A 26,256-nucleotide genomic window follows, 5' to 3' on the forward strand; every position below is an offset into this window, starting at 1 on the left:
ACGGATCGATGGTCGTGTCCGGCCGCAGTGCGACGGGACACGACCACCGGTCGGACGGTTCTCACGCATCCCGCGCTCGTCATCGTCCGTCCACACCGTGCTCCCGAGGCCGTGCTCCGACATGATCGGTCCGCCGAGCACGGACGAGACGACCAGGCAGGGCGTGCGCGCCCCGTGAGCCCGGAGTGCGGGGCGGCGTGTGCGGGCGGGCGCTTCCGGCTCGGTGAGGTCGGCTCTGAGGAAGGAGTTGCCCCACTTGCCGACTTTGCCGGTCAGGGACTGGCTGTACCGGTCGGTGACGGGGGAGACGGGGACCGCGCCGTGAAGAGGGTGTCTGGGTGACCAGCCAGGAGGACATGAAGCCCCCGTAGCTGCCGCCCATGAGTCCGACCCGGGCGGCGTCGACGCTTCCGGCAGCGACCGCATGCAGGCGGTGAAGACCGTGCACCAGGCGTGAGAGCGCCGGCACCGGCAACTCGCCACGACCCGGGGCCCGCTCCGGCGGCGAGGGCCTAATGCACGGGGTCGGCTGCGAGGAGGGCGGCGAGGGTGTGCAGGGCCGCAAGCGCCTCGTCTCCCTCCGCGCTGAGCTCGAGCGTCTCGCCGTGCCGGGCGCCCAGCGTCATCACGGCGAGGAGGCTGCGGGCGTCGACGGGCGCCGAGCCCGGCCGCCCGACCGTGACCTTGACCGGCTGGCGGGCGGCCTCCTGGACGAACAGGGAGGCGGGGCGGGCGTGCAGACCCTCGGCCGCGGCGACGGTGGCCTGGATGCTGGGCATGGGCGGTGTTCCTTTCGGGAGCCTGTTTCGGGGGTTTCGTCGGGAGCGGCCGCCGGTCGGACCGGCGGGCCGCGTGTAGTAGTGATGGGGCGTCAGGACACGGACAGAGCCGTGCCGTTGGCCAGTCCGGCGGGCGCGAGGCCGAGGCTCTCGGCCGCCGTCGCGCCGAGGTCGGCCAAGCTGGCGGCGTCGGGCAGGTGCGCGGTGGCCGTGCCCGGCCGGTGCACCAGGACGGGCACGTACTCGCGGGTGTGGAAGGCGTGGCCGAGGGTGGGGTCGTTGCCGTGGTCGCCGGTGACGATCAGGCGGTCGCCGGGGGAGTCCAGCAGGGCGATCAGGTCGCCCAGCCCCTGGTCGGCGCGTTCGAGTACCGTGCCGTAGCGGTCGGCGTCCTGCTGGTGCCCGGCGAGGTCGGTCTCCTGCACGTTGGCGACGACCAGGGCGTCGCCGCCGGCGCGGGCGGCTTCCAGGGTGTGGGCGAGGACGTCGGCGGTCGGCACGGCCGGCCGGCGCACCGCGGCGTCGCAGGCGAGGATGTCGGCCGCCTTGCCGACGAGGGTGACCGGGATTCCGGCACGGGCCGCGAGGTCGGGGAGCTGGCGGGTGTGGTCCAGCGGAGCGCCCAGGTGCTGCACCTCGAGACCGCCGTTGCGGTAGACGCCGCTGGCGGGTGTGTCCAGACCGACGGTGCCGCCGTCGCCGCGGCGGACGAACGCGGACAGCGGGCCGTCCGCGTGGCCGCCGACCGCGATGACGCGGGCGACGGGCGCCACCGAGCGCACCGTTTCGGCGATGGAGAGGATCTGCCCGAACGACAGGTCCTCCAGGCGGCCGGAGACGTTCCAGTTGATGCCGGGGTCGGCCTCCAGGTTGTCGTGCACCAGCGCAGCCCCGTCCACGACCAGCACCGGCAGGTCCTTGAGCGGCTCCACGGCGTGCCCGGCGGCCCGCAGCGCACCGGCCACGGGGTCCAGGTGGTCGGCCAGGAGGGCCACGGTCACCGCGCTGAAGTCGGCCCCCATCATCGTCTGGTGGCCGGCGTAGGTGTCCGCGCCCGGGTAACCGAGGGCGGCCCGGCCCACCGCCACCGGGAGGCCGGTGCGGGCGGCCAGAGCGGGGTGCGGGTGGACCAGGCCCAGACCGAGGCCGGCCAGGGCGGGCAGCTTCAGGTCCCGGCCGTGGGCGGTGCGCCAGTGGTCGAGGAGGTGGCCGAGGGTGTCGGCGGCGGCGTCCCCGGGCCGCAGGGTTCCCGCGTCGGGCATGGCACCGACGCCGAATCCGTCGAGGACGACGATGACGGTCTTGCTCATGAGGGGGTCTCCTGGTCCAGGGCCCGGCCCAGTGCGTCGTAGAGGCCGCACAGCCTCGGCGTGCCGCGGGAGAGTCCGGCGACGACGGCGACGTTGCTGCGGGTCACGAAGATCTGGGTGCGGAAGGCGAGGACGGCCGTGTCGCCGATCCGGGCGGCGTCGGGCGTCGCCGGCACGTCCAGCAGCCGGTAGTAGTCGATGTTCTCGGCGGGCGCGTCCTGCACGGCCAGCCGCGCTCCGGAGCGGGGCAGCAGCGCCTGCTTGATCCGGGCGCGGGGGTAGAAACCGCCGCCGAGGACGGCGGGGCGGCCGTCGGCGAGGGTGTGCGCGACCTCGGTGACGTAGACGTAGGCGGGGCGCTCGGGCTGGTGCGCGTCGACGGCGTGCAGCGGGGTGGTGCCGGTCAGCGCGTGTCCGGGCTCCGCGTGGGTGGCGCCGTGGCGGGCCAGCAGCGCGAGCGTGGTCACCGAGCTGGCGCTGGGCGCACTCAGCTTCAGGCCCTCGTGCCCACGGGCGGCGAGCCGGTCCCGGGCGGCCACTGCCAGCGGCAGGTTGGCGGTGGGCTCCGGCTCTCCGGTGACCGGGTCGCACAGCACGCACGGGAAGGCGGTGACACCCGCGATCCGTACGCCGGGCAGCCGCTCCACGCGCTCGGCGAAGTCGTCCAGCCGGTCGAGGGGTACGCCGCCCTCCTGGCCGGGGTAGACGGTTCCGGGGGCGCCCTGGAGCCGGACCAGGACGTCCTGGACCGTGCCCAGGCGTTCGGCTTCCCGGCCCACGGCCTCCGCGTTGGCCGCGTCGTAGACGGTGACGGCCTCGGGGCGCCAGGCGAGCACCTCGGGCAGCGACCGGGTGGGAATCTGCACCAGGTGGCCGAGGTTGCCGGCCCGGGCCCCGGAGGCGTGCAGGATGCGGGCCTCGGGCAGGTCGATGGCGGCGAACCTCGGGATGTGTTGGGCGATCGCCCGAATCAGCTCGGGGTTGCGGCCGAACTGCTTGGCGACGAACCACAGCGTCATTCCCAGGCGTTCGGCCTCGGCGGCCAGCAGCCGCGCGTTGGCCTCGACGGCGTCGAGGTCGATCACGTACGTGTCGGGCGGGATCGCGCCACTGGTGTGCAGTTCGGCGGCACTCTCCACCAGTTCCGGATTGCGGGTCAGCACGGTGTCCAGGAACACGGTCAGTCGTCCTTGCGGTGGTACAGGTCGGCGAGGGAACGGCGCAGGATGTCCAGCACCAGGTCCGCGCCGGCGCGCATGGGGTTGATGCGGACCGTCCAGTCGGCGAGTTCGGGAGCGTCGTCGAGGTTCGATCCGGACATCCGGTAGAAGAGCGGCGCCACCTCGTAGCGGGAGTTGGACCCCACCGGGTAGGGCGCGGCGCCGTACCGGGCGGCGACGGCGGGCAGTTCCCGGGCCACGGGCCGCTCCAGACGAACCAGCAGGCAGCGGTCCTGGGCGTTGGCGACGCGGACCTCGGCGACACCGTCGACCTCCCCGGCGGCGAGCCGTTCGGCCGCCTCGGCGCCCGCCCGGGACTGGACGGCCCACATCACCGGTACGTGGGTGAGGGCGCGCAACGCGTCCAGCGCCTGGTGGCCCTGGACCTGGCCGCCGCCGGAGTAGTTGTCGGCGTGGACGCGTTCCACCAGGTCCCGCGAGCCGACCACGACGCCGACGCCCTCCGGGCCGTGCAGCTTGAACAGCGAGAAGCAGGAGGCGTCCGCGCCCAGTTCCACGCCGCAGGCGGGGACACGCATCACCGCGTAGTTGTCGTCGACGACGGTGCGTACCCCGTGGGCGCGGCAGGCGGCCAGGACCTCGCCCGGGTCGTAGCGGTCGGCCAGCCGCTGCCGGGTGTGCTGGACGTACGCCCAGGCGAACCGTCCGGACGCCAGGGCCTCGTCCAGGGCGCGGGGGTCGTTGAAGTCGACCTCGGCGGTGCGGACACCGAGCGCGCGCAGCGTGGCGGCGGTGGTGCGGTAGACCGGCGCGCGGTGGATCAGCAGTTCGGCGTCCGCGTCGAGCACGGCGCCGAGCGCCGCCCGGATGGCTCCCGTGCCCGCGCCCTGGACGAGGGCGGCGGCGTCGGCGCCGAAGAAGTCGGCGAGTACGGCCTCCACGCGTGCGGTCGTGCGGGGACGGCCCAGCCCGGGCACGACTCCGGCGTCGGCCGCGAAGAGCTGTTCGCCCTCGAAGTGGCGGGCGGTGCACTCCAGCAGCCGGAACTGCGTGGCGACGGCGTCGTCCAGGGGCACCGTCGGCAGCGGGAAGGTCTGCGGCAGGCGGGGTGCGGGACTAGTCATCGGAGCTCTCCCGCGGGTCGGCGCCGGCCAGGAAGCGCAGCGGGTTGCGGCGGGTGATGAGGTCGAGCGTGTCCGCGTCGACGCCCGCCTTCCGCAGTGCGGGGAGGAAGGAGCGGAACAGGTGGCCGTAGCCGGTGCCGCCCTCGTCGGTCAGGTAGCCGTGGCGGGAGATGTCGCAGGAGAGGAGCGCGCGGTCGGCGTGTCCGGACTCGATCAGTTCCAGCACCAGCCGCAGCCGCGTCTCGTCGCTCTGGTAGCCGTTCTTGCCGACGGTGTCGAAGGAGACGTAGGCGCCCTCGGCCGCCAGCCGGCGGTGTACGGCCGGGTCGTCGAGGAGGTCCTGGTGGCCGAGGGCCACCCGGTGCGGGGGCAGGCCCTCGGCGGTGAGGAGGGCGAGTTGGGCCGGGCCGCCCACGCCCAGGTGGGCGTGGGTGGCGACCGGCAGCCCGGTACGGACGGCGGCGCGGGCCGCGGCGGTGAGCGTGCGCCGCTCGGGCTCGCTGGGCCGTTCCCCGTGGCTGCCGACCTCGGCGATGACACCCGGGGCGATGCCGGTGCCGTCGATGCCCTCGTGGACGTCGCGCACGAGGGTGTCGGTGAGCAGGCCGACGTCCGTCGCGCCCACCTCCTGCGGGTGGAAGGGCTCGTAGTACCACCCGGTGGCGGCGATCACGGCGACGCCGGAGGCCGCACTGAGACGGGCCAGCGACGCCACGTCACGGCCCATGCCGCGACAGGTCTGCTCGACGACCAGGGAGAGCCCGAACGCTTCGCTCAGGCCGGCCAGTTCACGGATGACCGGGTCGGCGTGCCGCGCGTCGAGCACGGCCTCGTCGTCGCTGTCGCGGCGCAGGTCGAGGGCGAGGTGCTCGTGGGCGAGGACGGGGCCGGTGACGGTGGAGGGGTCCAGTGGACCGGTGACGGTCCGGATGTGGTGCATGAGGGTGCCTTCCGGTTCCCGCTCAGCCCTTGACGGGCGTGAACAGGTCCAGCCAGTACAGGAGGTTGAGGACGACGCCGCCGACGATGACCGCGGCGGGAGCGGCGGCCATGCGGACCACGGGCCGGCCCATGGCCTCGTTCAGCAGGTACAGCCCGCCGACGACGAGGATGCCGAGCCCGCCGCCCATGGTGTTGGCGGCCATCAGCGAGCCGAAGAGGATCGCCAGCGCGAGGGTCTCGGTGATCGCGTTGCGCAGGTGCTCCGAGCTGTCGCGGACCGAGGGGAACACGCTCAGCAGCTTGCCCAGGCGGGACAGCAGCAGCACCTCGGCGGCGAAGACGAGGGCACCGCAGACCAGCGCCAGCCACGGGTTGGGCAGCAGGTAGCCGATCGGGTAGACCAGGGTGAAACCGGCGATGCCGTACGCGCCGGAGGCCAGCGCGGTCGTCGCGATCAGCGGGATGAATCCGAAGACGCGGTAGAAGTCGACCTGGGCCGCCCCGCTGTAGTCGCCCTTGGCGATCAGGAAGCTGGTGGCCTCGCCGCCGCCGAAGATGTGGAGCTGGGCCAGCAGACACACGCCCGCTCCCAGCAGCATGAACAGCGGCAGGTGCTTGCGCAGCCGGGCCGCGCTCGCGCCGAACAGCGACGCCATCGGGTCGTCGTCCTCGGTGCCCGCGGTGTCCTGGCCCGTGGCGCCGTCGGTGGCGGCGGCCCGCTCGGCGCGGCGTTGGCGGATGTCACGGGAGGCGGCGAAGCCGATGAGCATCAGCACGCCCGCGGCCATCGCGATCGAGCCCGCGAACACGTTCGGCCACAGCTTCATCGTGGCGACGACCAGCGCCAGTTCGACCACGCCCGCGATGCCGCCGCGCAGCCTGCCGAACTGCTTGGTGATGGCGAGCACCGGGAAGAGCGTGAACAGGAACAGGATCGGAGTGGACATCTCCTGCAGGGCCGTCAGGAAGTCGACCGGCAGGCGGTGTGCCGCGCTGTTGGCGCCGCCGAGGCCGAAGACCACGACGGCGCCCCAGGCCGCTCCGAGGATCGGCGCCAGCCACCGCTTCGGCGAGAGGATGCCGAGGATGTCGGTGGGAAGGAACACCAGCCACGGGTTCAGTACGCCGGTGGACAGGGCCATCGGGGCCCCGAGGCCGAAGATGAATCCGGCGGACAGGCCGAACGACACCGCGGTGGTGGCGCTGCGTGTGCTCTCGCCCCGGATGAAGTCGAGCATGAAGGGCCGGACACCGTCGTTGAAGACCGCCAGGGCCTGGTGCGATATGAGGGCCGTCAGGGCGCACAGGGCGATGACGACGGCTGCCTGGGGCAGCGAGAAGCTGAGATCGGTGCTGCCGGCGGCGAGAAACGTGGTCAAGGGTGGCTCCTTTTCCCTGCCCCTGCGGGTCGGGAACGGTCAGTTGTTCTTCGCGGCGATGGCACGCGTGATCACCGGGGCGACACTGTCGATCTGGTCCATGCTGAAACCGAAGACCTTGATGCCGTCGTCCAGCAGCGCGGTGACCTCGTCCTCGGTGGGCACGGAGCGCCCGAAGGTGTGGCAGGCCTTCTTGCCCATCAGGCCGACCAGGACACCGAGGGAGGCGCCCGCGCCGGTGTGGCAGGTGCCCAGGTAGTACTGGGCCTGGCCCGCACGCAGCTTCATCGCCGCGTCCATGTCGTTGGAGACGACGGCCTCGATGCCGTCGAGGGCCATCGCGGTGACGGTCTGGGCGACCTCGGTCTTGCCGACACCGCCGGTGAGGATCTTCGTCATGGTCTTTCCTCGATTCTTCTCGTAGGACCTGTACGGGCTGTACGGGCTGTACGCGGTGACCCGGGCTTGCCGGGTCGTGGGCCGTCTGGGGCCGCGGGGCCGGAGCGGGGTCAGGTGCGTGAGTGCTGGGCCAGGGCGGCGAGGTGCATGCCCAGGAAGTTGATCTCCGACTCGGGCAGGGCCGCCCCCAGCGCCGCCTCGGCCCGTGCGGCCACGGCACGGGCCGAGGCGACGGCCTCGGGGTGCTGGGCCAGTTCGGCCACCACCTGCTCGTCGGTGAGGAACTGTTCGATGGCCTCGCCGCTGAGCAGCCGGGTGAGCGCCATGACCAGATGGCTGGTGAGCATGCCGGCGGTTTCCTCGGTGACGACGTTTCCGGCGGCCGCCAGGGCATCGAGTTCGCCGGCGACGAAGTCGGTCACCCGCGGCTCGGCCTGGCCGCCCTCGCGGAACATCTGCAGCCTCAGTGCGAGCCGCTCTTCCATCTGCGTGGGTCCTTCCTGGTCCACTGCCCGTCCGGCGGCACCCGCCGCTCGTTTGACTCAGCAGTATTCGGGATTCTGGATTCTCCGACGGTGCGTCAGCTCCTCGCGAGGAGGGCCGGCTGACGCCCGGTCAGTAGGAGGGGAGGCGTTCGCCCCGCACCACTTCGTCCTGCAACGCGGTCACCAACGTCAGGTCCAGGGATCGGCGTACCGCGCGCAGGGCGCTCGGGGTGTCGGCCCGGCCGACGATCGCCGCACAGGAGTTGCGCAGGGCCAGCTCACGGCTCACCTCGTCGCCGAGCGGCAGCACGTCGACCCCTTCTCCCTTGTGCCGCCGCGCCTCGTCGAGGTTCGCCAGACTGGCGTCCACCTTGCCGCGGGCGAACAGGTCCCACAGTTGCATGTACGAGGCCTCCACCCATCGCACGTCCGTGCGGCCCGCGAAGGTGCGCTGGGTGAGCAGCTCTAGGTCCTCGGAGCTGCGGTCGAGGGCGATTCGCAGGCCGGCGGATTCCACGTCGACGCCCTGGCGCACCAGGAGGCCGTGCGCACCGACGTAGGTGGCCGGACCCAGGTCGGCGACCAGGGACAGCGGGTGCTGCGCCATCAGCCGGTCGGCGGCGAAGCGCGAGAGCACGACCAGGTCCACCTTGCCTTCCAGCAGGGCGGCGACACGGGTGTGGGCGCCGCGCATGAACGTGACCGCGAACGGCGCCCGGGCCTGTTCGAACGCACTGCGCAGGCCGGTGGCGAGCCCTTCGTAGCGGCGTGAGTACGGCAGTGGCATCGCGGCCAGCAGGGTTCCGAGACCGGACAGGCGCCACAGGACGGACCGGTCCGCGCGGACCAGGAAAGTGCCCAGGTGCCCGCGGGCGACCGTCTTGATCGCGCCTGCCTCCTCCAGGAGCTGGAAGGCGGCCTGGACGGTGCCGTTGCCCACACCCAGCTCCTCCGCGAAGTCGCGCAGGCGCGGCAGTCGGGTCTCTTCCTCGTGGTCGAGGAGCGACACCGCGAGTTGCCGTGCCGCCAGGCCGTTCCGGCTCAGAAGGGGCTCATCGATGCTGTCCACACCGCGACAATAAACAGTATTCTGCTTTTTGGCCAGGGTCTCGCCGGTCACACCCGCGATCCACCCTCCTGCAGACCATCCACCTGGAGGTTTCCCCCATGTCCATCCCTTCGGCCACCCCGCCGGCCACCCCTTCGGCCGACGCCGGTTCCGCTCGCCCCGGCCAGATCATGGCGCGCGAGATCGCCGAGCAGCCGGCCGTACTGCAGCGCGTGCTCGACGAGGGGGCGCCGCACATCCTCGGGGTCGCGAGGGCGATCGCGGCCCGCGGTCCGCGGTTCGTCCTGCTCACCGCGCGCGGCACCAGCGACAACGCCGCGCTGTACGCCAAGTACCTCGTCGAGGTGGTGCTCGGCAGACCGGCCGGGCTGACCTCGATGTCGACGACGACGGTGTACGGTGCCGAGCCGGACCTGCGCGACTGCCTGGTGATAGCGGTGAGCCAGTCCGGCGGGTCCCCCGACCTGGTGGCCTCGACCCGGTCGGCACGGGAAGCGGGCGCGATCACACTGGCGGTGACGAACAACGCCGGCTCACCGCTGGCAGCGGTCTCGGAGTACCACATCGACGTCCTGGCAGGTCCGGAGAAGGCACTGCCTGCCACCAAGACCTACACGGCCGAACTGCTGTCGCTGTACCTGTTGGTGGAAGGGCTGCGCGGTTCCGACGGCGGGGCCGCGAGGGTGGTGCCGGAGCTGGCATCCTCCCTCCTTGCCCGCCGTGAGGAGGTCCGGGCGCTGGCGGAGCGGTACCGGTTCGCACAGCGGCTGGTGCTCACGTCGCGCGGCTACGGATACCCGACGGCCCGGGAGGCGGCGCTGAAGCTGATGGAGACCACGTACATCCCGGCTCTCGCGTTCTCCGGGGCGGACCTGCTGCACGGGCCGCTGGCGATGGTGGACAGCGCCTCGCCGGTGATCGCGGTCGTGCCCGACGGGCGCGGCGGCGACGCCCTGCGGCCGGTGCTGGAGCGGCTCCGGGGGCAGGGGGCGGACCTGGCGGTGATCGGACAGCGGGACCAGGTGGAAGCGGCACCGGCCGGCTTCGTCCTGCCGGGCGGGGTGGCGGAGGAGGTCCAGCCGATCCTGGAGATCCTTCCGCTGCAACTGCTGGCCCACGAGGTCACCGTCGCCCGCGGCCAGGATCCCGACGCCCCCCGCGCCCTGGCGAAGGTGACCGAGACCCACTGACCGGGCTCCGGCACGGGCGCGGGACCAGGCAGCCACGCCCCGGGGCCGGCCTGCCCCACCGCCGAAGGCCCGCCCCGTGCCGGTCTCTCCCGCCCGTGCCGCCGACCGGTGGGCGGCGAGTGTTCCTAGCGGGCGTGTATGCCGACCAAGGCGCTGCTGCGCACACGGCGGCGCTGCGCGCCGCCAGGCAACTGCCGGGAGTGCGGGAGGCGGTCTCCGGCGACCGCGCCGTCGCGGCCGTGCTCCGCCGTCGTGACGTCTCCGCCTCGGACTGGAAGGACGGCGGGCAGGTGTCCTGGCTCGGCTCGGCCGGGATCACCCTGTACCGGGCGCACGGACGGAACGGCTCCGACCGGGTCGTCGAGGTCACCGACGAGTCCGGCTGCCGGAGCGCAGCGCCTTCCACGTCGGCGTCGCGAGGTTGCCGGAATGAAGCGGGAGGCAAGTTGTGCGCCGACGAGGGCAAGGACTCGCACCTGTGCACGCCCTGTGCCGAACCACTCTCGCTTCCGCTGGGCCGAATGACGGGAAAGTTCACGCCGGTGAGGTCTTCGGAGACCCGGACGCGGTGGCCCTGCTGCTGACCGCCACCACGCGCGAGCCGGGCACCGGCGGCATCGGGTCCGGCAGCAGCCCGGTGAGTGCGAAGAGACCGGGGTGGCCGGTGCCGAACTGCGTCTCGGAGCCGCCGGCCGTGTGCACAGCCGGCCGGTGGCCTACCGGGCCGGGCCCGAGCCGGCCCGCTTCCGCATTCAGCCGAAGGACTCCCCGGAGCCGGCCCCGGCCTCGGCCCCTCCGGGGTGTGCTGCCCCGTCGTTGACGTGTGTCGTCCCCCCTCGGTAATGGCTGCACTCGAATCCACCGGCAGACTTCAGCCCAGCACCCGCCCGAGGAAGCCGCGCAGGTACCCCGCGACGACGTCGAGCCGGCTCTCCAGCAGGAAGTGGCCGCCGTCGATCAGGTGCACCTCCGCATCCTTGGCGTCACGGGCGAAGGCCTCTGCGCCGGCCGGGCCGAAGATCTCGTCGTTGCGTCCCCACACCGCGAGTACCGGCACCTCACTGCTGCGCAGGAACTCGTGCAGCAGCGGGTAGAGCGGGCGGTTGTTCCGGTAGTCGCGGAACAGTGCGAGCTGGACCTCGTCGTTTCCCTCGCGGGAGACGAGGGCGAAGTCGTGCTCCCAAGTGTCCGGGCTGACCAGGCTCGGGTCGGACACCCCGTGCAGGTACTGCCAGCGGATGGCGTCGATGCCGAGTGCGGCACGGACGGCGGGCTCGGTGGCGGGGCCGGGGTCGGCCCCGTAGGCCCACACGTCCTTCCAGAACGACTCGACGAAGCCCTCCTCGTAGCCGTTGCCGTTCTGGGTGACGACGGCGGCGATCCGCTCGGGGTGCCGGAGTGCGAGGCGCCATCCGATCGGGGCACCGTAGTCCTGGACGTACAGGGCGTAGCGGTCGAGGCCCAGATGGTCGAGCAGCCCGGAGGTGACGTCGGCGAGGGCGTCGAACGTGTAGGTGAACTCGTCGGTGAGGGGGGCCTCGGAGTGGCCGAAGCCGAGGTGGTCCGGCGCGATGACGTGGTACCTGTCGGCCAGCAGCGGGATGAGGTCGCGGAACATGAACGAACTGGTCGGGTAACCGTGCAGCAGGATGATCACGGGGGCGTCGGCGGGGCCGGCCTCGCGGTAGAAGACCCTGTGGCCGCCGACGGTGGCGGTCCGGTGGTGCACCGAACTCATGTCTAACCCCTTTGGGTGCTTGATGTGGTTAGGTGTCGCCAGGCAAGCACGGGGCGGACTAACCTGTCAAGCGACGGAATCTGGTTAGAGAGTGGGTGGTGTGCGATGGACGCCCTGCTGGACCTGCTCAACAGCAGGCCGCTGGTCGACGGAAGGGAGCAGGACGCGCTCGGCGACCCTGCCACCGGCACCCGCTGGGCGCGGGAGCACGGCGGCGACGGCAGCCTCGCCGAACTGGCGCTGCTGCGCGCGGCCCGGGACGCCCTGCGGGACGTCGTACGCGGGGAACGCGCGCCCGACGTGCTGAAGCCGTTGCTCGACGGCGTCCGTCAGACACCGGAGATCACGTCGGACGGTCTGGAATGGACGCTTGAGACTCCTCCGCACGCCCGGCTGGCCGTCGAGACGGTGCTCGCCTGGGCGGCCACCGAGAAGCGGCTGCCCGGCCGACTGCGCCCCTGCGCCAACGGCGAATGCCAGATGTTCCTGCTGGACCGCAGCCGCGCCAACCGCGCCCGCTGGTGCTCAATGGCCGTCTGCGGCAACCGCGAAAAGGCACGCCGCCACTACGAACGCACCCGCTGACCCGAGCCCGGCGGGCCGGGCGATCACCTGCCGAGGCCCGTCCAGGAGAGGGCCGGCGGCGACACCGCCACGGGCATCGGATGTGTCGGGAAGGACGGGACCGGCGAGACCGGCGGGACCGGCGGGACCGAGGGGCCAGCAGCGGCAGGACGAGCCGTCGCCGTCGCGTCGGTGGCAGCCGCGTCACCGCCGTCTCACCGAGCACCGTGAGACCGGTTCGCCACCCGGGCTCTGGCGTCGGGGGACGGTTCTGTGAGGATTTCGCCGCGGGCGGCCGGGCGCTTCCCTGCGTGTGGCGAGGGCGAGCGGATCCCCTGTCGCAGAGTTCATGGTGGCGGCGAGCCTGTGGGCCGGGCCTGCGAAGACCGAAGGCGCGCGGGTGCAGCCTGGTGACAAGTACTACGGGGATCAGTCCTTCGCGGTGTCCGACGACGTGGCCGAGACCCGTGGCTGAGCCCCTGGCGGGTCCTGCTCGCCCGGGACGGTCCGTACGTCAGCTACCGGCACAGTCCGTCCCCGGCGGGGGAGACGTCGAGTTTCTCCCGGGCTGTCTGACCGGGCACCCGAAGATGCGGTTCAGTGCCTATGCGGCATGGGCGGGCGACAGCGCCGGCCTGGTCCTCACCGCGTGCCAGGACGCCGCGGCGCGCGGGGGGAGCAGCGACGGACGTGCCGGTGTCCGGGCTGCGGGCCGGGGGCCGGTTTTGCATGTTCGACTGCTTCGACGCGGTCGTCGCTCTGCTGGGGGTGGACGTCGTGCATGGCCGGGTTGCGGCCCCACGGGGTCGCGGACGGCATCCGGTGCGGTGCGGTGCGTGCGGTGCGGGCCCGTCCGTCGCCGGGGCCGACTCCTCCCTGCCCTTGTCCGAGCAGGCTTGTCGGACGGCGCTGTCAGTGGTGCGCGGTAGCTTGGGGACTGTTCGAGATCGCGGGGCGGGAGGGGTGAATTCGTGGGTGTCAGGCATGCGTTGAGTGTGGTCCTGGTCGACGTCAACGACGAGGTGGTGACGGCCTGGCGGTCCGCTTTCGCGGACACGCCGGAGGTCGGGATCAGGCGGGGGTCTCTTCTGGAGGTGGACGCCGACGCCTGGGTCTCGCCCACCAACGAGCGTGGCCGGATGGACGGCGGGGTCGACGCCGTCGTCAAGCGGTACCTCGGTGCGGGTATCCAGGTGCGGGTGCAGCGGGCGATCCGTGACCGGTTCGGCGGGCGGCTGCCGGTGGGCAGCGCGGTGTGCGTGCCTTCCGGGGCGGAGGTGCCCCGGTACCTGATCTCGACGCCGACCATGCGCCAGTCGTCACAGGATGTCAGCGACACGGTGAACGTGGCCCTGGCCTGCGCGGCCGCCTTCCAGGCGGTGCATCTGCAGAACCGGGCGAAGCCGGGCAGCATCCGGTCGGTTGCCCTCGTCGGGATGGGCGCGCAGACCGGGCAGGTGCCCGCGAAGGTGTGCGCCAACCTGATGTGGACGGGCTACACCCTCTTCCACGACCACGGTTTCGCGGACTACGACGAGTTGCGGGCCGCTGTCCTGGCGCAGCTCGACGACATCGAGGGAGCGGGGTCCGCGCGGCGGGTCCGGATCAACGTGCCGCAGCGGCCTTCCTATCGTCCTTGACCCGAAGGGCCCGCAGGCCCCGGCCGTCCAGGGCGCGGGCACCGGTGCCGGCCCTGCCGCATCTGTTCAGCATGCCGGGGCGCCCGTGGAGGCCTCCGGTGCGAGTACCGGGAGTTCCATCCTCGTGAGTAATGCCGATGTGACGGTCGCGGGCGATGCCGGTTCCCCGGCCCAAGACCCGCTGGGACTGGCCGGCCTGTTCGCCGGTGGCGGCGAGCCGTGGCTGCCGCTGCTCAGACCGGTGATCGAGGCGCAGCCGGGAGCCGCCGACTTCATCGGCCCGAAGCGAAGCCCGGAGATCGTTCCGGTACGCGAGCTGACGTTCCAGGCGTTGAAGCCGCATCCGCCGGAGAAGTGGAAGGTGGTCGTCTTCGGACAGAACCCCTATCCGCGGGCGGAGAGCGCGACCGGCATCGCGATGTTCGACAACACCTTCAACGACTGGAAGGACAGCCGGTTCGGCAGGGTCGTCAGCATCCGCTGCCTCATCAAGGCGGCCGCGATGTGGAAGTACGGCATCGTCAGGAAGACTCCGATCGCGGACGTCCGCGCCCTGCTGAAGAAGGAGGACACGGTTCAGCCGCCCGAGTGGTTTCAGGCGATGCTCACCCAGGGTGTGCTGCTGCTGAACGCGTCCCTCACGGCGAGCGCGGACGGGGCGATGGCGACCGACCGGCACACGTCGTTCTGGCGCCCGGTGGTCGAGCAGATCGTCGAGGAGATCCTGCGGGCGAAGCAGGGTGCGGCGGAGGAGGACGACCGGGGGGTGGTGTTCGCCTGGTGGGGCGCGCACGCCCGCAGCCTGAAGAGGGTTGTTCAGCGGCTGGCGCAGAAGTACCCGGGGGTGCAGGTGCGTCACCTGGACCACGTCAATCCGGCCGCACAGGGGGACCTGTTCTGCGAGGGCGACCATTTCGCCCAGGTGAACGACGCCCTGGCGGCCGTGGGGGCCGAGCCGGTCGACTGGCTGCCGCGGAAGGGCTGGGACCAGGGGACGCACGGGGCCGGCGGGCCCGGGGACGGTGGTGTCGCGCAGCGGATGGGCGCGTTCATCGCGTCCACGATGGAGTTGCACCAGCTGTATCTGGAGCGGCTCGCCGGCGTCAGGGACGAGGGGCTCGTTCTGCCGCCCGTCACCGGGGTGTTCGACACGCCGCTGGTGGACTTCCGAAAGGCCCTCGAGCCGGTCTCGCGGGTGCTCGCACACCTGGACCGGCACATCGACCTGTCGAGGCGTTTCGGGGAGACGAAGGCCGCGGAGGCGGCGTCCGGGGGCCCGCTGTCCGGGCAGGCCGCAGCCAGCCTGTCGGCGGACGCGATCTCGGCCCTCTACCTGTACACGTGCGAGTCGGGCTTCTACCGCGAGATCAACGCCGTGCTGCGCTCGTCGGACCGTGAGCGCGTGGTGCCGTACCTCCCGTACCTGCGGTTGCTGTTCTCGGCGATGGAGGCGTTGCCGGCGCGGACGCGGCCGTTGTGGCGTGGTGTGGCGCTGGACCTGCGGTCCCAGTACCCGCTGGGGAGGACGGTGACGTGGTGGGGCGTGTCGTCGTGCACGTCCGAGCCGGGTGTGGCCCGCGCGTTCCTCGGCAGACGCGGCCGGCGGACGCTGTTCGAGGTGACGCCCGCGCGGGCGGTGGGGATCCGGCAGTTCTCCGCGTTCACGGGTGAGGAGGAGTACATCCTCGCGCCGGGCACGCAGCTGAAGGTGACGGACGTGAAGGCCGAACGCGGGGGTCTGTGCACCGTACGGCTGACCGAGCTGGAAGGAGCCGGCCTGGTGTCATGACCTGGAGGCCCCGCTGGGGCTCGGGCACGCACGGCACGCGGTGCGGGCCCCAGCGGGGCCTCCCCACCCGACGGCCGTGAACGAGACGGCGATCGCGACACCGCGCCCGGAGCCGGACACGACCCTGCTCACCGGGGCCCCGCGGCACGCCCGGGCCGCCGTCGACGGACCGCGGCAGCGGCGCCCTCGCCTCAGTACCGTACCGGGGTGCCGCTGCCTGCCGTCGGCACGTGAGAAGGACGCGCCCTCCCGCCCTGCACGGCCTGCACGGCCGGTGGGGGAGTGAGGCCGTGACGCGACACGTCCGTCGCCCGGGCTGGTGCGTGGGGCGCAGTGCCCGATCTGGCCGGCGGCGAGGTTGCCGCGGTTGGGGGCCAGGTGGTCGGTGGTCAGGGTCTGGTCGGTGCGGGCGTCCGGCTTGTGGGGGAGTTCGACAGAGGTGGACCGGAGCGGTTCCAGCGTGACGTTCAGCGGGACAGGGGTGCCCTCGGTGCCGGGCTTGTCCGCCGTCAGGCCGTGGCCGCGTGCCCGGCGGACGATCCACCAGGTCCGTGCCCTGCTGCCGCGGGCCGCGTCCGACCCTGCCGCCGCCGGTCCTACTCCAGCCGGTCAACGCCCGTGCAGCAGGACGTAGAGACCGAAAAGAGGGTGCCGTTCCTCGCGGGCCGGGACATCCTCGTGACCGGGCAGGGACATTGATCGAGTCGGGCAGACCACTCAGCGCCAGGCCTCATACGAGCCCGTCGCCCCCGACGCGGCTCGTGGGTCTCGGTGATCGGCACGGCGGCCGCGTCCGCCGCCGCGACAGCCGCGTACCGCCACTGGGCAGCGGCGACTAGTGCTGCCGCAGACGGTGACCCCTCACCTCCGAAACGCCGCGGCCGCCTCCCGAAGCGGTGAACACCCGCTGCCCCGCCTCGTGCACTGAGCCACGCCGGGCGCGGTGTGGGGCGTCTAGGCGTCGTCCTGCTCGTGTTCCGCGAGCACGGCCGGGGCGCGGCGAGACGCTTCCTCGGCGAAGTGCTCCGTCCGCCCGGGCACCGGGGCGACGGCCTCCGGGGCCGTGAGGGGAAGCGGTCGTGCGCGGGCAGGCGGCGGGGCCCGTCAGCGGCCGGGTACCGGGGTGCGGGTGGCCGGCGACCGGAGTTGTTCGATCACGTCGTCCAGGTGCGCCGCGGCTGCCCGCGCCGCCGCGTCGGGGTCGCCGCCGGCGACCGCGTCGATGATCGCCAGGTGCTGCGGCAGGGACTGGGCGGGACGTCCGGGCCGCAGGGCCAGCCGGAACTGGAAGCGGACCATCGGCCCGTTCAACCGCTCGAGCTGGCGGCGGGCGACTTCCTGTCCGCTGGCCTCGACGACCAGTTCGTGGAGGCGCTGGTTGAGGGCGGAGTACGTGTCCCAGGCGCCGTCCGCGACGGCCTGACGCATGCCGGCGCCGATCCGCAGCAGCTCGGCGCGCTGCTCCTCGTTCGCCCGGGTGGCCGCCTTGCGCGCGCACAGCTGCTCGAGCGCCGACCGGCACTCGGTGATCTGCACGGCCTCCTCGACGGACACCGCGCGGATCCGGGCGCCGCGGCGGGGGACGATCTCGACGATGTCCTCGGCCGCGAGGTCCTGCAGCGCCTCGCGGACGGCGCCGCGTGTGGTGCCGTGAGACTCCGCGAGGTCGAGTTCGACGAGCCGCTGTCCGGGCACCAGGTCCCCGGAGCGCAGAGCCTGCCTGATGGCGTTCGCCACATACGCGCGGCCGGCGGCGCCCGTAAGCTTGTCCGTCACTCGTCGACCTCTTCCTCGTCTTCCGTCGTCCGTTCCCGGCGGCTCTCGCTGGAAGAACCCTAGTGCGTGGCACGGGGGCGGCAGCACCCGGGATCCCGTCAGGTGAGCATTTTCGTCGAACATCTTGTCAACAATCTTGTTGATGATTTAGCTTCGGTGCACACCGGCCCCCAGCCGTTCATCCACCCGCCCGCCGCTCACCCACCCGCGCGCCCGCCGGCCGCTCGCCCACCTGTCGGCCGCTCACCCGCCCTCCGCTCACCCACACCGATCCACCGAAGGAGCGACCATGCCCGCCGTCGCAGCCGCCCGGGCCCCCGAGGTCACCCTCCGCGGCTCCCAGACCGCGATCCCGTGCCTGTTCATGCGAGGCGGCACCTCACGCGGGCCCTTCTTCGACGCGCGGCTGCTGCCCGCCGACCCCGACCGCCGCGACGCCGTCCTACTGGCGGCGCTGGGCTCGCCCGATCCGCGGCAGATCGACGGCATCGGCGGAGCACACCCCCTGACCAGCAAGATCGGCATGGTGCGCCCGAGCACCCAGGCCGGGATCGACCTGGAGTGGACCTTCGCACAGGTACAGCCCGACGGTGACACCGTCGACACGTCGGCCAACTGCGGCAACATGCTCGCCGCCGTGCTGCCCTTCGCCGTGGAGACCGGCATGGTCGTACCCGCCGGGGACCGTACGACGGCACGGGTGCTGACCCGCAACACCGGCATGGTCGCCGAGATCACCGTCGCCACACCGGCCGACCCCTCCGGAATCCCGCACATCACCTACGAAGGCGCCGCCCGCATCGACGGCGTCCCCGGTACCGCCGCCCCGGTCGAGATCGCCTTCCTGGACACCGCCGGTTCCGTCACGGGCGCCCTGCTGCCCACCGGACGCGCCCGCGACACCGTGGAGGCGCCCGGGCTGGGCCCCGTGGACGTCACCCTGATCGACAACGGCCAGCCCCTGGTGATCGTCGAGGCCGCCCGCCTGGGCGCCACCGGCTACGAGTCCCCGGACGGCATCGACGCCGACCAAGCGCTCAAGGCCCGCGTGGAGGCGCTGCGCCTGGTGTGCGGGAAAGCCATGGGCCTCGGAGACGTCAGCGAGCGCAACTACCCGAAGATGACCCTGGTCGCCCCGCCCCGCGACGGCGGCACCCTCAGCACCCGCAGCCTCATCCCCCGGGTCTGCCACCGGTCCATCGGCGTGCTGGCCGCCGTCACCGCCGCCACCGCCTGCGTCATCGAGGGCACGGTCGCCCGGGACGTGGCGGCCGGGGTGCCCGGCGCGGAGCCCACCGTCTCCGTCGAGCACCCGTCCGGCGAGTTCAGCGTCACGCTGGGCCTCGACCCCGCCGACCCGCAGCGGGTGACACGCTCGGCGCTGCTGCGCACCGCCCGGCTGCTCATGGCCGGCGACCTGCTCGTCCCCCGATCCGTCTGGGACCCCACTCCCACCCGTCAGGAGAAGCACGCGTGATCATCGACATCCACGGTCACTACACCACGGCCCCCGCCCCCCTCGGGCAGTGGCGCGACGCGCAGACGGCCGCGCTCACCGACCCGCTGCGGGCGCCGGACCCGGCGGGGCCGGTGATCGGCGACGACGAGATCCGTGAGTCGATCGAGAGCAACCAGCTGCGCCTGATGGACGAGCGCGGCATCGACGTGACCGTCTTCTCCCCCCGCGCCTCGTTCATGGCCCACCACATCGGCGACTTCACCACCTCCGCCGCCTGGGCACGGATCTGCAACGACCTGTGCCACCGCGTGTCCGAGCTGTACCCGGACCGCTTCGTCCCCGGTGCGATGCTGCCGCAGTCCCCCGGCACGGACCCGGCCACCGTGATACCGGAGATCGAACGGGCGGTGCTGGAGCTCGGCGCGGTCACCGTCAACCTCAACCCGGACCCGAGCGGAGGCCACTGGACCGCTCCCGCGCTGACCGACCGCTCCTGGTACCCCGTGTGGGAGAAACTCGTCGAGCTGGACGTGCCGGCCATGGTGCACGTCTCCACCAGCTGCAACCCCGCCTTCCACACCACCGGGGCCCACTACCTCAACGCCGACACCACAGCGTTCATGCAGCTGCTGGCCGGCGACCTGTTCGCCGACTTCCCGAACCTGCGGCTGGTGATCCCGCACGGCGGCGGCGCGGTCCCGTACCACTGGGGCCGGTTCCGGGGCCTGGCACAGGCGCTCGGCCGCCCCGAGCCGGAGGAGTCGCTGCTGCACAACGTCTTCTTCGACACCTGCGTGTACCACCAGCCCGGCATCGACCTGCTGCTGGAGGTGATGCCCGTGAAGAACGTCCTGTTCGCCTCCGAGATGGTGGGCGCCGTGCGCGGCATCGACCCGCGCACCGGCCACCACTTCGACGACACTCGCCGCTACGTCGAGAAGGCGGGCCTCGCCCCCGAAGACCTCGCGGCGGTGGAGGAGCGCAACGCCCGCCGGATCTATCCCCGCCTCGACGCCCGCCTGACCGCCCAGGGCCGCTGACCCACCCGCCCCCTCCGCCCCCCCCCGGCAGGACCGGAAGCCCCCAAGCAAGGAGCCGCACCATGCACCACCTCGGAGTCGTCCACCGGACCATCGACCGTGCCGACCCGGCCGCCGTCGAGGCCCTGTCACGGTTCGGGGTCGCCACCGTGCACGAGGCGATGGGCCGCCTCGGCCTGATGCGCCCCTACATACGGCCGGTGTACGAGGGCGCGACCCTGTGCGGAACCGCGGTCACCGTGCTGCTCCAGCCCGGCGACAACTGGATGCTCCACGTCGCCGCCGAGCAGGTCCGCGACGGCGACGTGGTGGTCGCCGGCTGCACCACGCAGAGCGAGGACGGCTTCTTCGGTGAACTGCTCGCCACCTCGCTGCGAGCCCGGGGCGCCCGGGGCCTGGTGATCGACGGCGGCTGCCGCGACGTGGACGACCTGCGCAGGATGGACTTCCCCGTCTTCTCCCGGGCCGTCAGCGCCAAGGGCACCGTCAAAGCCACCCTCGGCTCGGTCAACGTGCCCGTCGTCGTCGCCAACGCCCTGGTCAACCCAGGCGACGTGATCGTCGCCGACGCCGACGGAGTGGTGATCGTGCCGGCCGCCCGGGCCGCCGAGGTCGCCGAGGCGTCCGCGCGTCGCGAGGCGGCCGAAGAGGGCAAGCGCGAGCGGTTCCGCGCCGGCGAGCTGGGACTCGACCTGTACGCCATGCGCGGCCCCCTGTCCGAACTCGGCCTCACCTACGTCGACTGAGATCGAGGAGCACCTCCATGACCGACCGGAACCCCACGATCACCCCCGGCTGGCTCGACTGGCACCGCAGCCCGGCCACACCCACTTTCGTCCTGCCGCCGGGAACGGTCGACGCCCACTGCCACGTCTTCGGCCCCGCCGCCGAGTTCCCCTTCGCCCCCGAGCGGAAGTACACACCCGTCGACGCCTCCCGGCACGACCTGTTCGCCCTGCGCGACCACCTGGGCGTCAGCCGCAACGTCATCGTGCAGGCCACCTGCCACGGCGCGGACAACAGCGCCCTGGTCGACGCCCTGCGCGCGGCCGGCTCGCGCGCCCGGGGCGTGGCGACGGTCCGCCCCGACGTCACCGACGCCGAACTGCGGCGGCTGCACGAGGCCGGGGTACGCGCAGTGCGCTTCAACTTCGTCCGGCGCCTGGTGGACGCGGCCCCGCGCCAGGCCCTGGAGACGGTGGCCCGCCGGATCGCGCCGCTGGGCTGGCACGTCGTCCTCTACTTCGAGGCGGCGGACCTGCCCGACCTGGAACCGTTCTTCGCCTCCCTGCCGGTACCGCTGGTCATCGACCACATGGGCCGCCCGGACGTCACCCGCGGCGCGGGCGGACCCGAATTCGCGCGCTTCCTGCGGTTCGTGGAGGCGAACGACGTGTGGGTGAAGGTGTCCTGCCCCGAGCGGCTGACCGTCTCGGGACCGCCCGCGCTCGACGGGGAGCGGCACGCCTACCGGGACGTGGTGCCGTTCGCACGAAAGGTCGTCGAGGAGTTCACCGACCGGACACTGTGGGGGACCGACTGGCCGCATCCGAACCTGAAGGACCACATGCCCGACGACGGCCTGCTCGTCGACCACATCCCGCACCTCGCGACCACCGCCGAGCGGCAGCAGGCCCTGCTGGTCGACAACCCCCTGCGTCTGTACTGGCCCGAAGAGACCCGCTGACGTCCCCCCGGCCCGGCGAGACGGGTCCTGCCTTCCCTGGAGCGTGCAGTGCAGCACATCCGCACCACCAACGCGGCGAACCGGCTCGACCGGCTGCCGATCACGAAGTTCCATCAGCGGACCATCCTCGCGGTGGCCTTCGCGTACTTCTTCGAGTTCGCGGACATCAACACCTTCGCCATCACGGCACCGGTGGTGCGCGAACAGTGGGGCGCCGACGTCGACCACGTCGCCTACGTCACCTCCCTGTCCTTCGTGGGCATGTTCATCGGCGCCGTCGTGGCCGGCGGACTGGCCGACCGGCTGGGCCGCAAACGCACCCTGACCCTGACCACCCTCTGGTTCACGGTGTGGTCGTTCGCCTGCGTGTTCGCCTGGAACATCTGGTCCCTCGGACTGTTCCGCGTGCTGACGTCGGCAGGCCTGTCCGCGATGACCGTCGTCGCCGTCGTCTACATCAGCGAGCTGTTCCCCAGCGCCAAACGCGGCAAATACCAGGCGTACGCCATCGTCATCGGCATCTGCGGCACGCCCGTCACCAACCTCATCGCCTCCGCCGTGGTGCCGATGTCCGACTGGTCCTGGCGGCTGGTCTACCTGTGGGGCTCGCTGGGCGCGCTGTTCCTCTTCCTCGTGCGTCGGCTCGAGGAGTCCCCGCTGTGGCTGGAGGCCCGCGGCCGGCACGAGGAGGCAGAAGCGACACTGGCCCGGATCGAGGCCCACGCGGTGACCGAGCGCGGCCCGCTGCCCGAGCCGCAGCAGCCCACACCCAAGGGCCCCGCGGCCAAGCCGGGCCTGGGCATGCTGAAGGACAAGAAGTTCCTCTACCCCACGATCCTGCTGTCGGTCCTGTGGATCACCCAGACCATCGGCTTCTTCGGCTACTCCAGCTGGGCGCCGACCCTGCTGGCCGCCGAGGGCGTCAGCGTGGAGAACTCGATCTTCTACATCGCGCTGACGACGGTGGGCGCACCGCTCGGCTCGTTCCTCGCGGCGCTGGTCACCGACCGCTTCGAGCGCAAGTGGTGCCTGGTGGTGTTCGGACTGGTCATCGCCGCGTCCGGACTGCTCTACGGGCTCACGTTCACCCCGGTGCTCATCGTCGTCTTCGGCTTCCTGGTCAACCTCTTCGAACGGGGCTACACCGCCCTGGCGTACGCCTACGCCCCCGAGCTGTACAGCACCGAGGGCCGCTCGCTGGGCACCAGCATCGCCTACGGCCTGGGGCGGTTGTCGAACGCGGCGGGCCCGCTGATGATCGCCGGTGTGTACAACGGCGTCGGCTACCAGGCGGTCTTCATGGTCATCGCGGGCACCTGGACGCTCGGCGCACTGGTCCTGGCAATCTTCGGACCGGCGACCCGGCGGCGGCGCCTGGCAGAGGAGGCGGCCGCCCAGCCCCGGCCGCGTTCCGTCACCGCCACCCCCTAAAGGACGAGGACGACCCCACGCACGACGGGCGGGCCGGAAAACATTTCCGACCCGCCCATCGCGCGCGGAAGCCCCCGGCCGCCAGAGCCGCCCAGCAGGCGAATTCGACACAGCCGTACGGCAAGGGCGGCCCCGCCCACCCCGCACAGCACGTGCCGGAACGGAGAACACCCGCCGGAGACGAACCCCGGGGGCCGGCACCATCGGTCACGGCCCCGGCAGCGACAAACCGGCCGCGCGGGTCGCCCACACCACCCGCACCCGGGACCAGACCACCACGGCCGTGAGGTCGCCTCCGAGGAACACGCGGTCGGCCCGGAACACCTTGGCCTGCTGCCGGCCCGCGGCAAAAACGCTCACGCTGACGGACCCCACGACCCGTGACGACCTGGACACCCCCGCGTTCCGCGCCACGCACATGAAGCCGTCGCGGAGCCGACCGAGACGAAGCGGGAACACCCGGGGGAGGGGGAGGAGAGAGATGACGCCGCAGGCGAGCTGGAGCAGGCCGACGTGGAGGCCGGCGCGTATCCCGTAACGGATCCAGATCCGTCTGCACGGATGGAGCCCAGGCGAAGGCCCACTCGATCACCCGGCGGGTCTCTCCCTCCAGGCCGGAACCATGAACAGTGCCCTTCCACACGGTCCTTGACGTGACGCCGCAGGCCCGCAGGAGACGCCAGTACATGTCGTAGCCGCGGCCGTAGCCGCAGTCCGCGAACAGCCGGCGAGGCCGGCGACATGGCCGTCCGCGTACCCCTCGGACAGGGGGGCAGCACCGCATCCAGCACAGGCAGCGCACTCATCCGTCGACAACCGGCCTGAACCGGCCTGGACACCGCCGACGCCCCGGCGGGCGAGGAGGAAGCAACGGGGCAACGCGTTCCCACACGCCACCTCGTCCCGAAAGGATCAGTCAGGGCTTCGTGGCGTCCACCCAGGGAGCCAGGGCCTTGCGGAACGCCGGCAGACCGGCGGACAGCCACTCGGTCTTCGACTGAGGCTCCCCGTCAAGGAAGAACTGCTGAGCTGGACATGTATACCGGTCGTCACCCTTCACCTTCGTACTGCCGATCTTGCGGCCCGTCCTGGCCTCGTACAGCGTGACGGTGTACTGACCCTGCCGGACATAGCGGACGTAGTGGTCGGCCTGGTGCATGAAACGGCAGGTCGCCACCAGTTTGCCCTTGTGCTCGTTGGCGACGCAGGCGATGAGCTGGACCGTCGCTGGATCGGGGTGGTACGTGTCGACCGGCGGGGCCGACGCCGTCTCGCCCGGCGACGGGAGCGGCGCCTGCGTGGCCGGAACACCCGACGGGTCGCTGGTGCCGAGCTGCACGGGATGCGGCCCCTTGCCCCGGTAGGCCGGCTGGCCCGTGAGCAGCGTCTCGGGGCCATGCGGGTAGCAGTACCCCCCGAGTTCGTTGGAGGTCGTCGCGGTGGGGTGAGGGTCGGCCGAGGCTGCGGTGGCCAGGTTCGTCGGGGACGGAGCGGCCCTTTCCCCGTCGTCACCGCCGCCCCCGCTGCACGCCGACGCCAGCAGCACGACACCGCCGACCACAACCGACACGATGCCCCGAGCCCTTGTCACTGCTTCCCCCCCCTGCATCCCCGTAAGCGCCCGCCCGGCGCGTCACCAGTGCCCAATCCTTTCGGATCCGCGCCTCACGATCAACGGCACGTCCAACTCTTCGCCATGAACGGCACGGTTGAACCCAGACCGGGCCAGCACATCCTCGCTGCGGTGCGGCAGGCTGACGGCCCGGCCGCGGTCCGGCGGATCGTCGAGGTCCTGGGCCTGGCCAGGGGCGCAGCCGAAAGGGCAGGAGTGGCACGGATGCCGAGAGCGAGTTGCTATGGCCAGTTTGAGGCTGGCTGCTCCCGCCTTAGCGGCATCGCTGTCCGTTACGGGCCCGCTCCAGGGCCGACCTCTTGCCCATCCACGAGCCTGCGAGCTCTGCGGCCTCCTGGTGACGAGCCTGCACACCGGCAGCCGCCTTGCCCTCGCGATTACCCCCCTCGCCACTGCCCACCACCACTACCGCGACCGCCACGGCGCCAGCCGCAAGAAGCCCGACCCGGTCGACGCCTTGGTCCTGGCGAACAACCCGCGCACCCAACTTTGACCCCGACTCCGGCCAAGGCTGCGAAACCCACTCCCGCCCAGTTGCGGACCCCCGGCAGCCACAGCCGCCCTTCCCCAGCACGCCGACAGCGAGATCCTCCTCAGATTCCCGGACCTGGAGCCGTTGCTCGGCGCCCGCGTGCCCGCCGAGCCGGGCGATGACCGCAGGGACCGTCCCGATGCCCCATCGTGACGCGCGGGTGTACAACCCCGTGCGGACGCCGGCCGTCTGTAGGACGCCGGAGGGAACAGCCTTCGGCGCCATCGCGTACGGAGAGTGGGGATCAGGTGGGGAAACAGATCTGGAGAGCCGTCGTGGCTGGCGGTGCGGCGGCGGTGTTCACCGCCCTGGCCGCGGTGCCGGCCGAGGCGGCCGAGGGCGGGGTCTCGTTCACCCGCGTCCGGGTGAACGGCGGCAAGCCGATCGTTATCGGAGTGTCGAACGAGGTCGCGGTGCCCGCATCCTTCCGGATGGCGACCACACGCCAGTGGAAATGGCCGGCGGTATTCCTGTACCGCGGTGGTGCGGCGGGCGAGCGGCTGTGGCACGCCATCGAGACGAGCGACTGCATCAAGGCGGGCTCGGGAGTCTGCGACTTCAACGAGACGATGTACTTCGACCCCAGCGAGTGGGCGATGCGCAACAGCGAGGCCGGAGCCTGGAAGGTCGGGGCCGAGGTGTTCTTCAAGGGCGGTGGCGGTGACACCGACGACGAGGGCCTGACGGTCCACGTCAAGCGCAACTCCCACCTGACCGTCGACGCCTCGCCCGAACCGGTGTCCAAGGGACGGACCATCACCGTCACCGGGAAGGTCACGCGCGCCAACTGGGAGACCAGGAAGTACGCCGCCTACGGAGGTCGCCTGATGAGCCTTCAGTTCAAGCCTGCCGGCACCGCCTCCTACACCACGGTGAAGAAGGTGTACGCGAACGGTTCGGGTGTTCTCCGGACGACCGTGAAGGCCTCCAAGACGGGCATGTGGCGCTGGGTGTACTACGGCAATACCACCACCGGGCCTTCGACGTCGCCCGGGGACAACGTCGTGGTGAAGTGATGTCCGCACTGCTGGTGCGGTTGCCGGCGGGCTGACGGGGGCAGAACCGGCGGCAACGGCTCCGACGGTCAAGGCGTCGCGTCCGCCACCATC

25 protein-coding genes and 1 pseudogene are annotated in these 26,256 nt (G+C 72.0%); 11 read left to right on the forward strand and 15 right to left on the reverse strand.

Annotated elements, in window-relative coordinates; genetic code table 11:
- Positions 1-79 precede the first annotated feature (79 nt).
- From Sdi02f_RS36820 to yhfZ, 10 genes are all read right to left on the reverse strand, one after another.
- Positions 80-382 (reverse strand): hypothetical protein, encoded by a 303-nt coding sequence (locus tag Sdi02f_RS36820; protein WP_438363735.1) that lies wholly within the window; start codon positions 380-382, stop codon positions 80-82.
- Positions 383-512: 130 nt separating this feature from the next.
- Complete coding sequence (locus Sdi02f_RS06525; protein WP_108932867.1) at positions 513-779, reverse strand: HPr family phosphocarrier protein; 267 nt, start codon at positions 777-779, stop codon at positions 513-515.
- 92 nt (positions 780-871) lie between these two features.
- Positions 872-2,089, reverse strand: a complete 1,218-nt coding sequence (locus Sdi02f_RS06530; RefSeq protein ID WP_031085050.1) for a phosphopentomutase — start codon at positions 2,087-2,089, stop codon at positions 872-874.
- Positions 2,086-3,267, reverse strand: a complete 1,182-nt coding sequence (locus Sdi02f_RS06535) for an alanine racemase (RefSeq protein ID WP_030401106.1) — start codon at positions 3,265-3,267, stop codon at positions 2,086-2,088. Before Sdi02f_RS06535 ends, Sdi02f_RS06530 begins: the two co-directional genes overlap by 4 nt.
- A gap of 2 nt (positions 3,268-3,269) precedes the next feature.
- The gene (locus Sdi02f_RS06540) at positions 3,270-4,394 is read right to left on the reverse strand and encodes an aminotransferase class V-fold PLP-dependent enzyme (RefSeq protein ID WP_030401105.1); all 1,125 of its coding nucleotides are present in this window, start codon (positions 4,392-4,394) and stop codon (positions 3,270-3,272) included.
- Positions 4,387-5,334, reverse strand: coding sequence for a phosphotriesterase family protein (locus Sdi02f_RS06545; protein WP_055468820.1), 948 nt, complete (start codon positions 5,332-5,334; stop codon positions 4,387-4,389). The genes Sdi02f_RS06540 and Sdi02f_RS06545 overlap by 8 nt, the downstream gene beginning before the upstream one ends.
- A gap of 22 nt (positions 5,335-5,356) precedes the next feature.
- Positions 5,357-6,715, reverse strand: coding sequence for a YhfT family protein (locus Sdi02f_RS06550; protein WP_030401103.1), 1,359 nt, complete (start codon positions 6,713-6,715; stop codon positions 5,357-5,359).
- A 39-nt stretch (positions 6,716-6,754) separates the two neighbouring features.
- On the reverse strand, positions 6,755-7,114 hold the full coding sequence (locus Sdi02f_RS06555; protein ID WP_031085055.1) for a DUF2620 domain-containing protein: 360 nt from the start codon (positions 7,112-7,114) through the stop codon (positions 6,755-6,757).
- A 110-nt stretch (positions 7,115-7,224) separates the two neighbouring features.
- Entirely contained in the window at positions 7,225-7,599 is a 375-nt protein-coding gene (locus tag Sdi02f_RS06560) for a PRD domain-containing protein (protein WP_031044276.1), read from the reverse strand.
- Between the two features lie 130 nt (positions 7,600-7,729).
- Positions 7,730-8,668 carry a GntR family transcriptional regulator YhfZ gene (gene yhfZ, locus Sdi02f_RS06565; protein ID WP_108932868.1) on the reverse strand — a complete coding sequence of 313 codons (939 nt, stop codon included), beginning with the start codon at positions 8,666-8,668 and terminating at the stop codon, positions 7,730-7,732.
- A gap of 98 nt (positions 8,669-8,766) precedes the next feature.
- On the opposite strand from yhfZ, the gene Sdi02f_RS06570 reads away from it, so the two are divergent.
- The gene (locus Sdi02f_RS06570; RefSeq protein WP_108932869.1) at positions 8,767-9,858 is read left to right on the forward strand and encodes an SIS domain-containing protein; all 1,092 of its coding nucleotides are present in this window, start codon (positions 8,767-8,769) and stop codon (positions 9,856-9,858) included.
- A 534-nt stretch (positions 9,859-10,392) separates the two neighbouring features.
- Here Sdi02f_RS06570 and Sdi02f_RS06580 read toward each other — a convergent pair.
- Both Sdi02f_RS06580 and Sdi02f_RS06585 read right to left on the reverse strand, forming a co-directional pair.
- Complete coding sequence (locus Sdi02f_RS06580) at positions 10,393-10,560, reverse strand: hypothetical protein (protein ID WP_199819603.1); 168 nt, start codon at positions 10,558-10,560, stop codon at positions 10,393-10,395.
- Between the two features lie 169 nt (positions 10,561-10,729).
- Positions 10,730-11,596: an alpha/beta fold hydrolase gene (locus Sdi02f_RS06585; RefSeq protein WP_108932870.1), complete on the reverse strand. Its 867-nt coding sequence runs from the start codon at positions 11,594-11,596 to the stop codon at positions 10,730-10,732.
- A gap of 105 nt (positions 11,597-11,701) precedes the next feature.
- Here Sdi02f_RS06585 and Sdi02f_RS06590 point away from each other — a divergent pair, with 105 nt between their 5' ends.
- The 3 genes from Sdi02f_RS06590 to Sdi02f_RS06600 all read left to right on the forward strand — a co-directional run bounded on the left by Sdi02f_RS06590 (position 11,702) and on the right by Sdi02f_RS06600 (position 15,589).
- Entirely contained in the window at positions 11,702-12,181 is a 480-nt protein-coding gene (locus tag Sdi02f_RS06590; protein ID WP_030401097.1) for a CGNR zinc finger domain-containing protein, read from the forward strand.
- Between the two features lie 950 nt (positions 12,182-13,131).
- A complete protein-coding gene (locus Sdi02f_RS06595) occupies positions 13,132-13,800 on the forward strand; it encodes a macro domain-containing protein (protein ID WP_108932871.1) in 669 nt (222 codons plus the stop codon).
- Between the two features lie 124 nt (positions 13,801-13,924).
- Complete coding sequence (locus Sdi02f_RS06600; RefSeq protein ID WP_245962144.1) at positions 13,925-15,589, forward strand: ADP-ribosyltransferase domain-containing protein; 1,665 nt, start codon at positions 13,925-13,927, stop codon at positions 15,587-15,589.
- Positions 15,590-16,693: 1,104 nt separating this feature from the next.
- Here Sdi02f_RS06600 and Sdi02f_RS06605 read toward each other — a convergent pair.
- A complete protein-coding gene (locus tag Sdi02f_RS06605; RefSeq protein ID WP_030401094.1) occupies positions 16,694-17,365 on the reverse strand; it encodes a GntR family transcriptional regulator in 672 nt (223 codons plus the stop codon).
- 289 nt (positions 17,366-17,654) lie between these two features.
- On the opposite strand from Sdi02f_RS06605, the gene Sdi02f_RS06610 reads away from it, so the two are divergent.
- The 5 genes from Sdi02f_RS06610 to Sdi02f_RS06630 all read left to right on the forward strand — a co-directional run bounded on the left by Sdi02f_RS06610 (position 17,655) and on the right by Sdi02f_RS06630 (position 22,982).
- Positions 17,655-18,842 (forward strand): 4-oxalomesaconate tautomerase, encoded by a 1,188-nt coding sequence (locus tag Sdi02f_RS06610; protein WP_108932873.1) that lies wholly within the window; start codon positions 17,655-17,657, stop codon positions 18,840-18,842.
- Positions 18,839-19,864, forward strand: coding sequence for an amidohydrolase family protein (locus tag Sdi02f_RS06615; RefSeq protein ID WP_053664020.1), 1,026 nt, complete (start codon positions 18,839-18,841; stop codon positions 19,862-19,864). The genes Sdi02f_RS06610 and Sdi02f_RS06615 overlap by 4 nt, the downstream gene beginning before the upstream one ends.
- Positions 19,865-19,926: 62 nt before the next feature.
- Complete coding sequence (gene ligK / locus Sdi02f_RS06620) at positions 19,927-20,610, forward strand: 4-carboxy-4-hydroxy-2-oxoadipate aldolase/oxaloacetate decarboxylase (RefSeq protein WP_030401091.1); 684 nt, start codon at positions 19,927-19,929, stop codon at positions 20,608-20,610.
- Positions 20,611-20,627: 17 nt separating this feature from the next.
- A complete protein-coding gene (locus Sdi02f_RS06625; RefSeq protein WP_030401090.1) occupies positions 20,628-21,551 on the forward strand; it encodes an amidohydrolase family protein in 924 nt (307 codons plus the stop codon).
- A 48-nt stretch (positions 21,552-21,599) separates the two neighbouring features.
- On the forward strand, positions 21,600-22,982 hold the full coding sequence (locus Sdi02f_RS06630) for an MFS transporter (protein ID WP_108932874.1): 1,383 nt from the start codon (positions 21,600-21,602) through the stop codon (positions 22,980-22,982).
- Between the two features lie 207 nt (positions 22,983-23,189).
- Here Sdi02f_RS06630 and Sdi02f_RS06635 read toward each other — a convergent pair whose 3' ends face one another.
- Positions 23,190-23,342, reverse strand: coding sequence for a hypothetical protein (locus Sdi02f_RS06635; RefSeq protein ID WP_159107632.1), 153 nt, complete (start codon positions 23,340-23,342; stop codon positions 23,190-23,192).
- A gap of 556 nt (positions 23,343-23,898) precedes the next feature.
- Complete coding sequence (locus tag Sdi02f_RS06640) at positions 23,899-24,552, reverse strand: hypothetical protein (protein ID WP_159107633.1); 654 nt, start codon at positions 24,550-24,552, stop codon at positions 23,899-23,901.
- 391 nt (positions 24,553-24,943) lie between these two features.
- Between Sdi02f_RS06640 and Sdi02f_RS36980 the strand changes: the two are divergent.
- Positions 24,944-25,105, forward strand: a pseudogene (locus Sdi02f_RS36980) (IS110 family transposase); the annotation flags it as partial.
- 290 nt (positions 25,106-25,395) lie between these two features.
- Entirely contained in the window at positions 25,396-26,163 is a 768-nt protein-coding gene (locus Sdi02f_RS06655) for a hypothetical protein (protein ID WP_031085079.1), read from the forward strand.
- Positions 26,164-26,256: the final 93 nt, after the last annotated feature.

The sequence above is a fragment of the Streptomyces ardesiacus genome (genome assembly GCF_003112575.1).
GTDB classification, from domain to species: Bacteria; Actinomycetota; Actinomycetes; order Streptomycetales; family Streptomycetaceae; genus Streptomyces; species Streptomyces ardesiacus.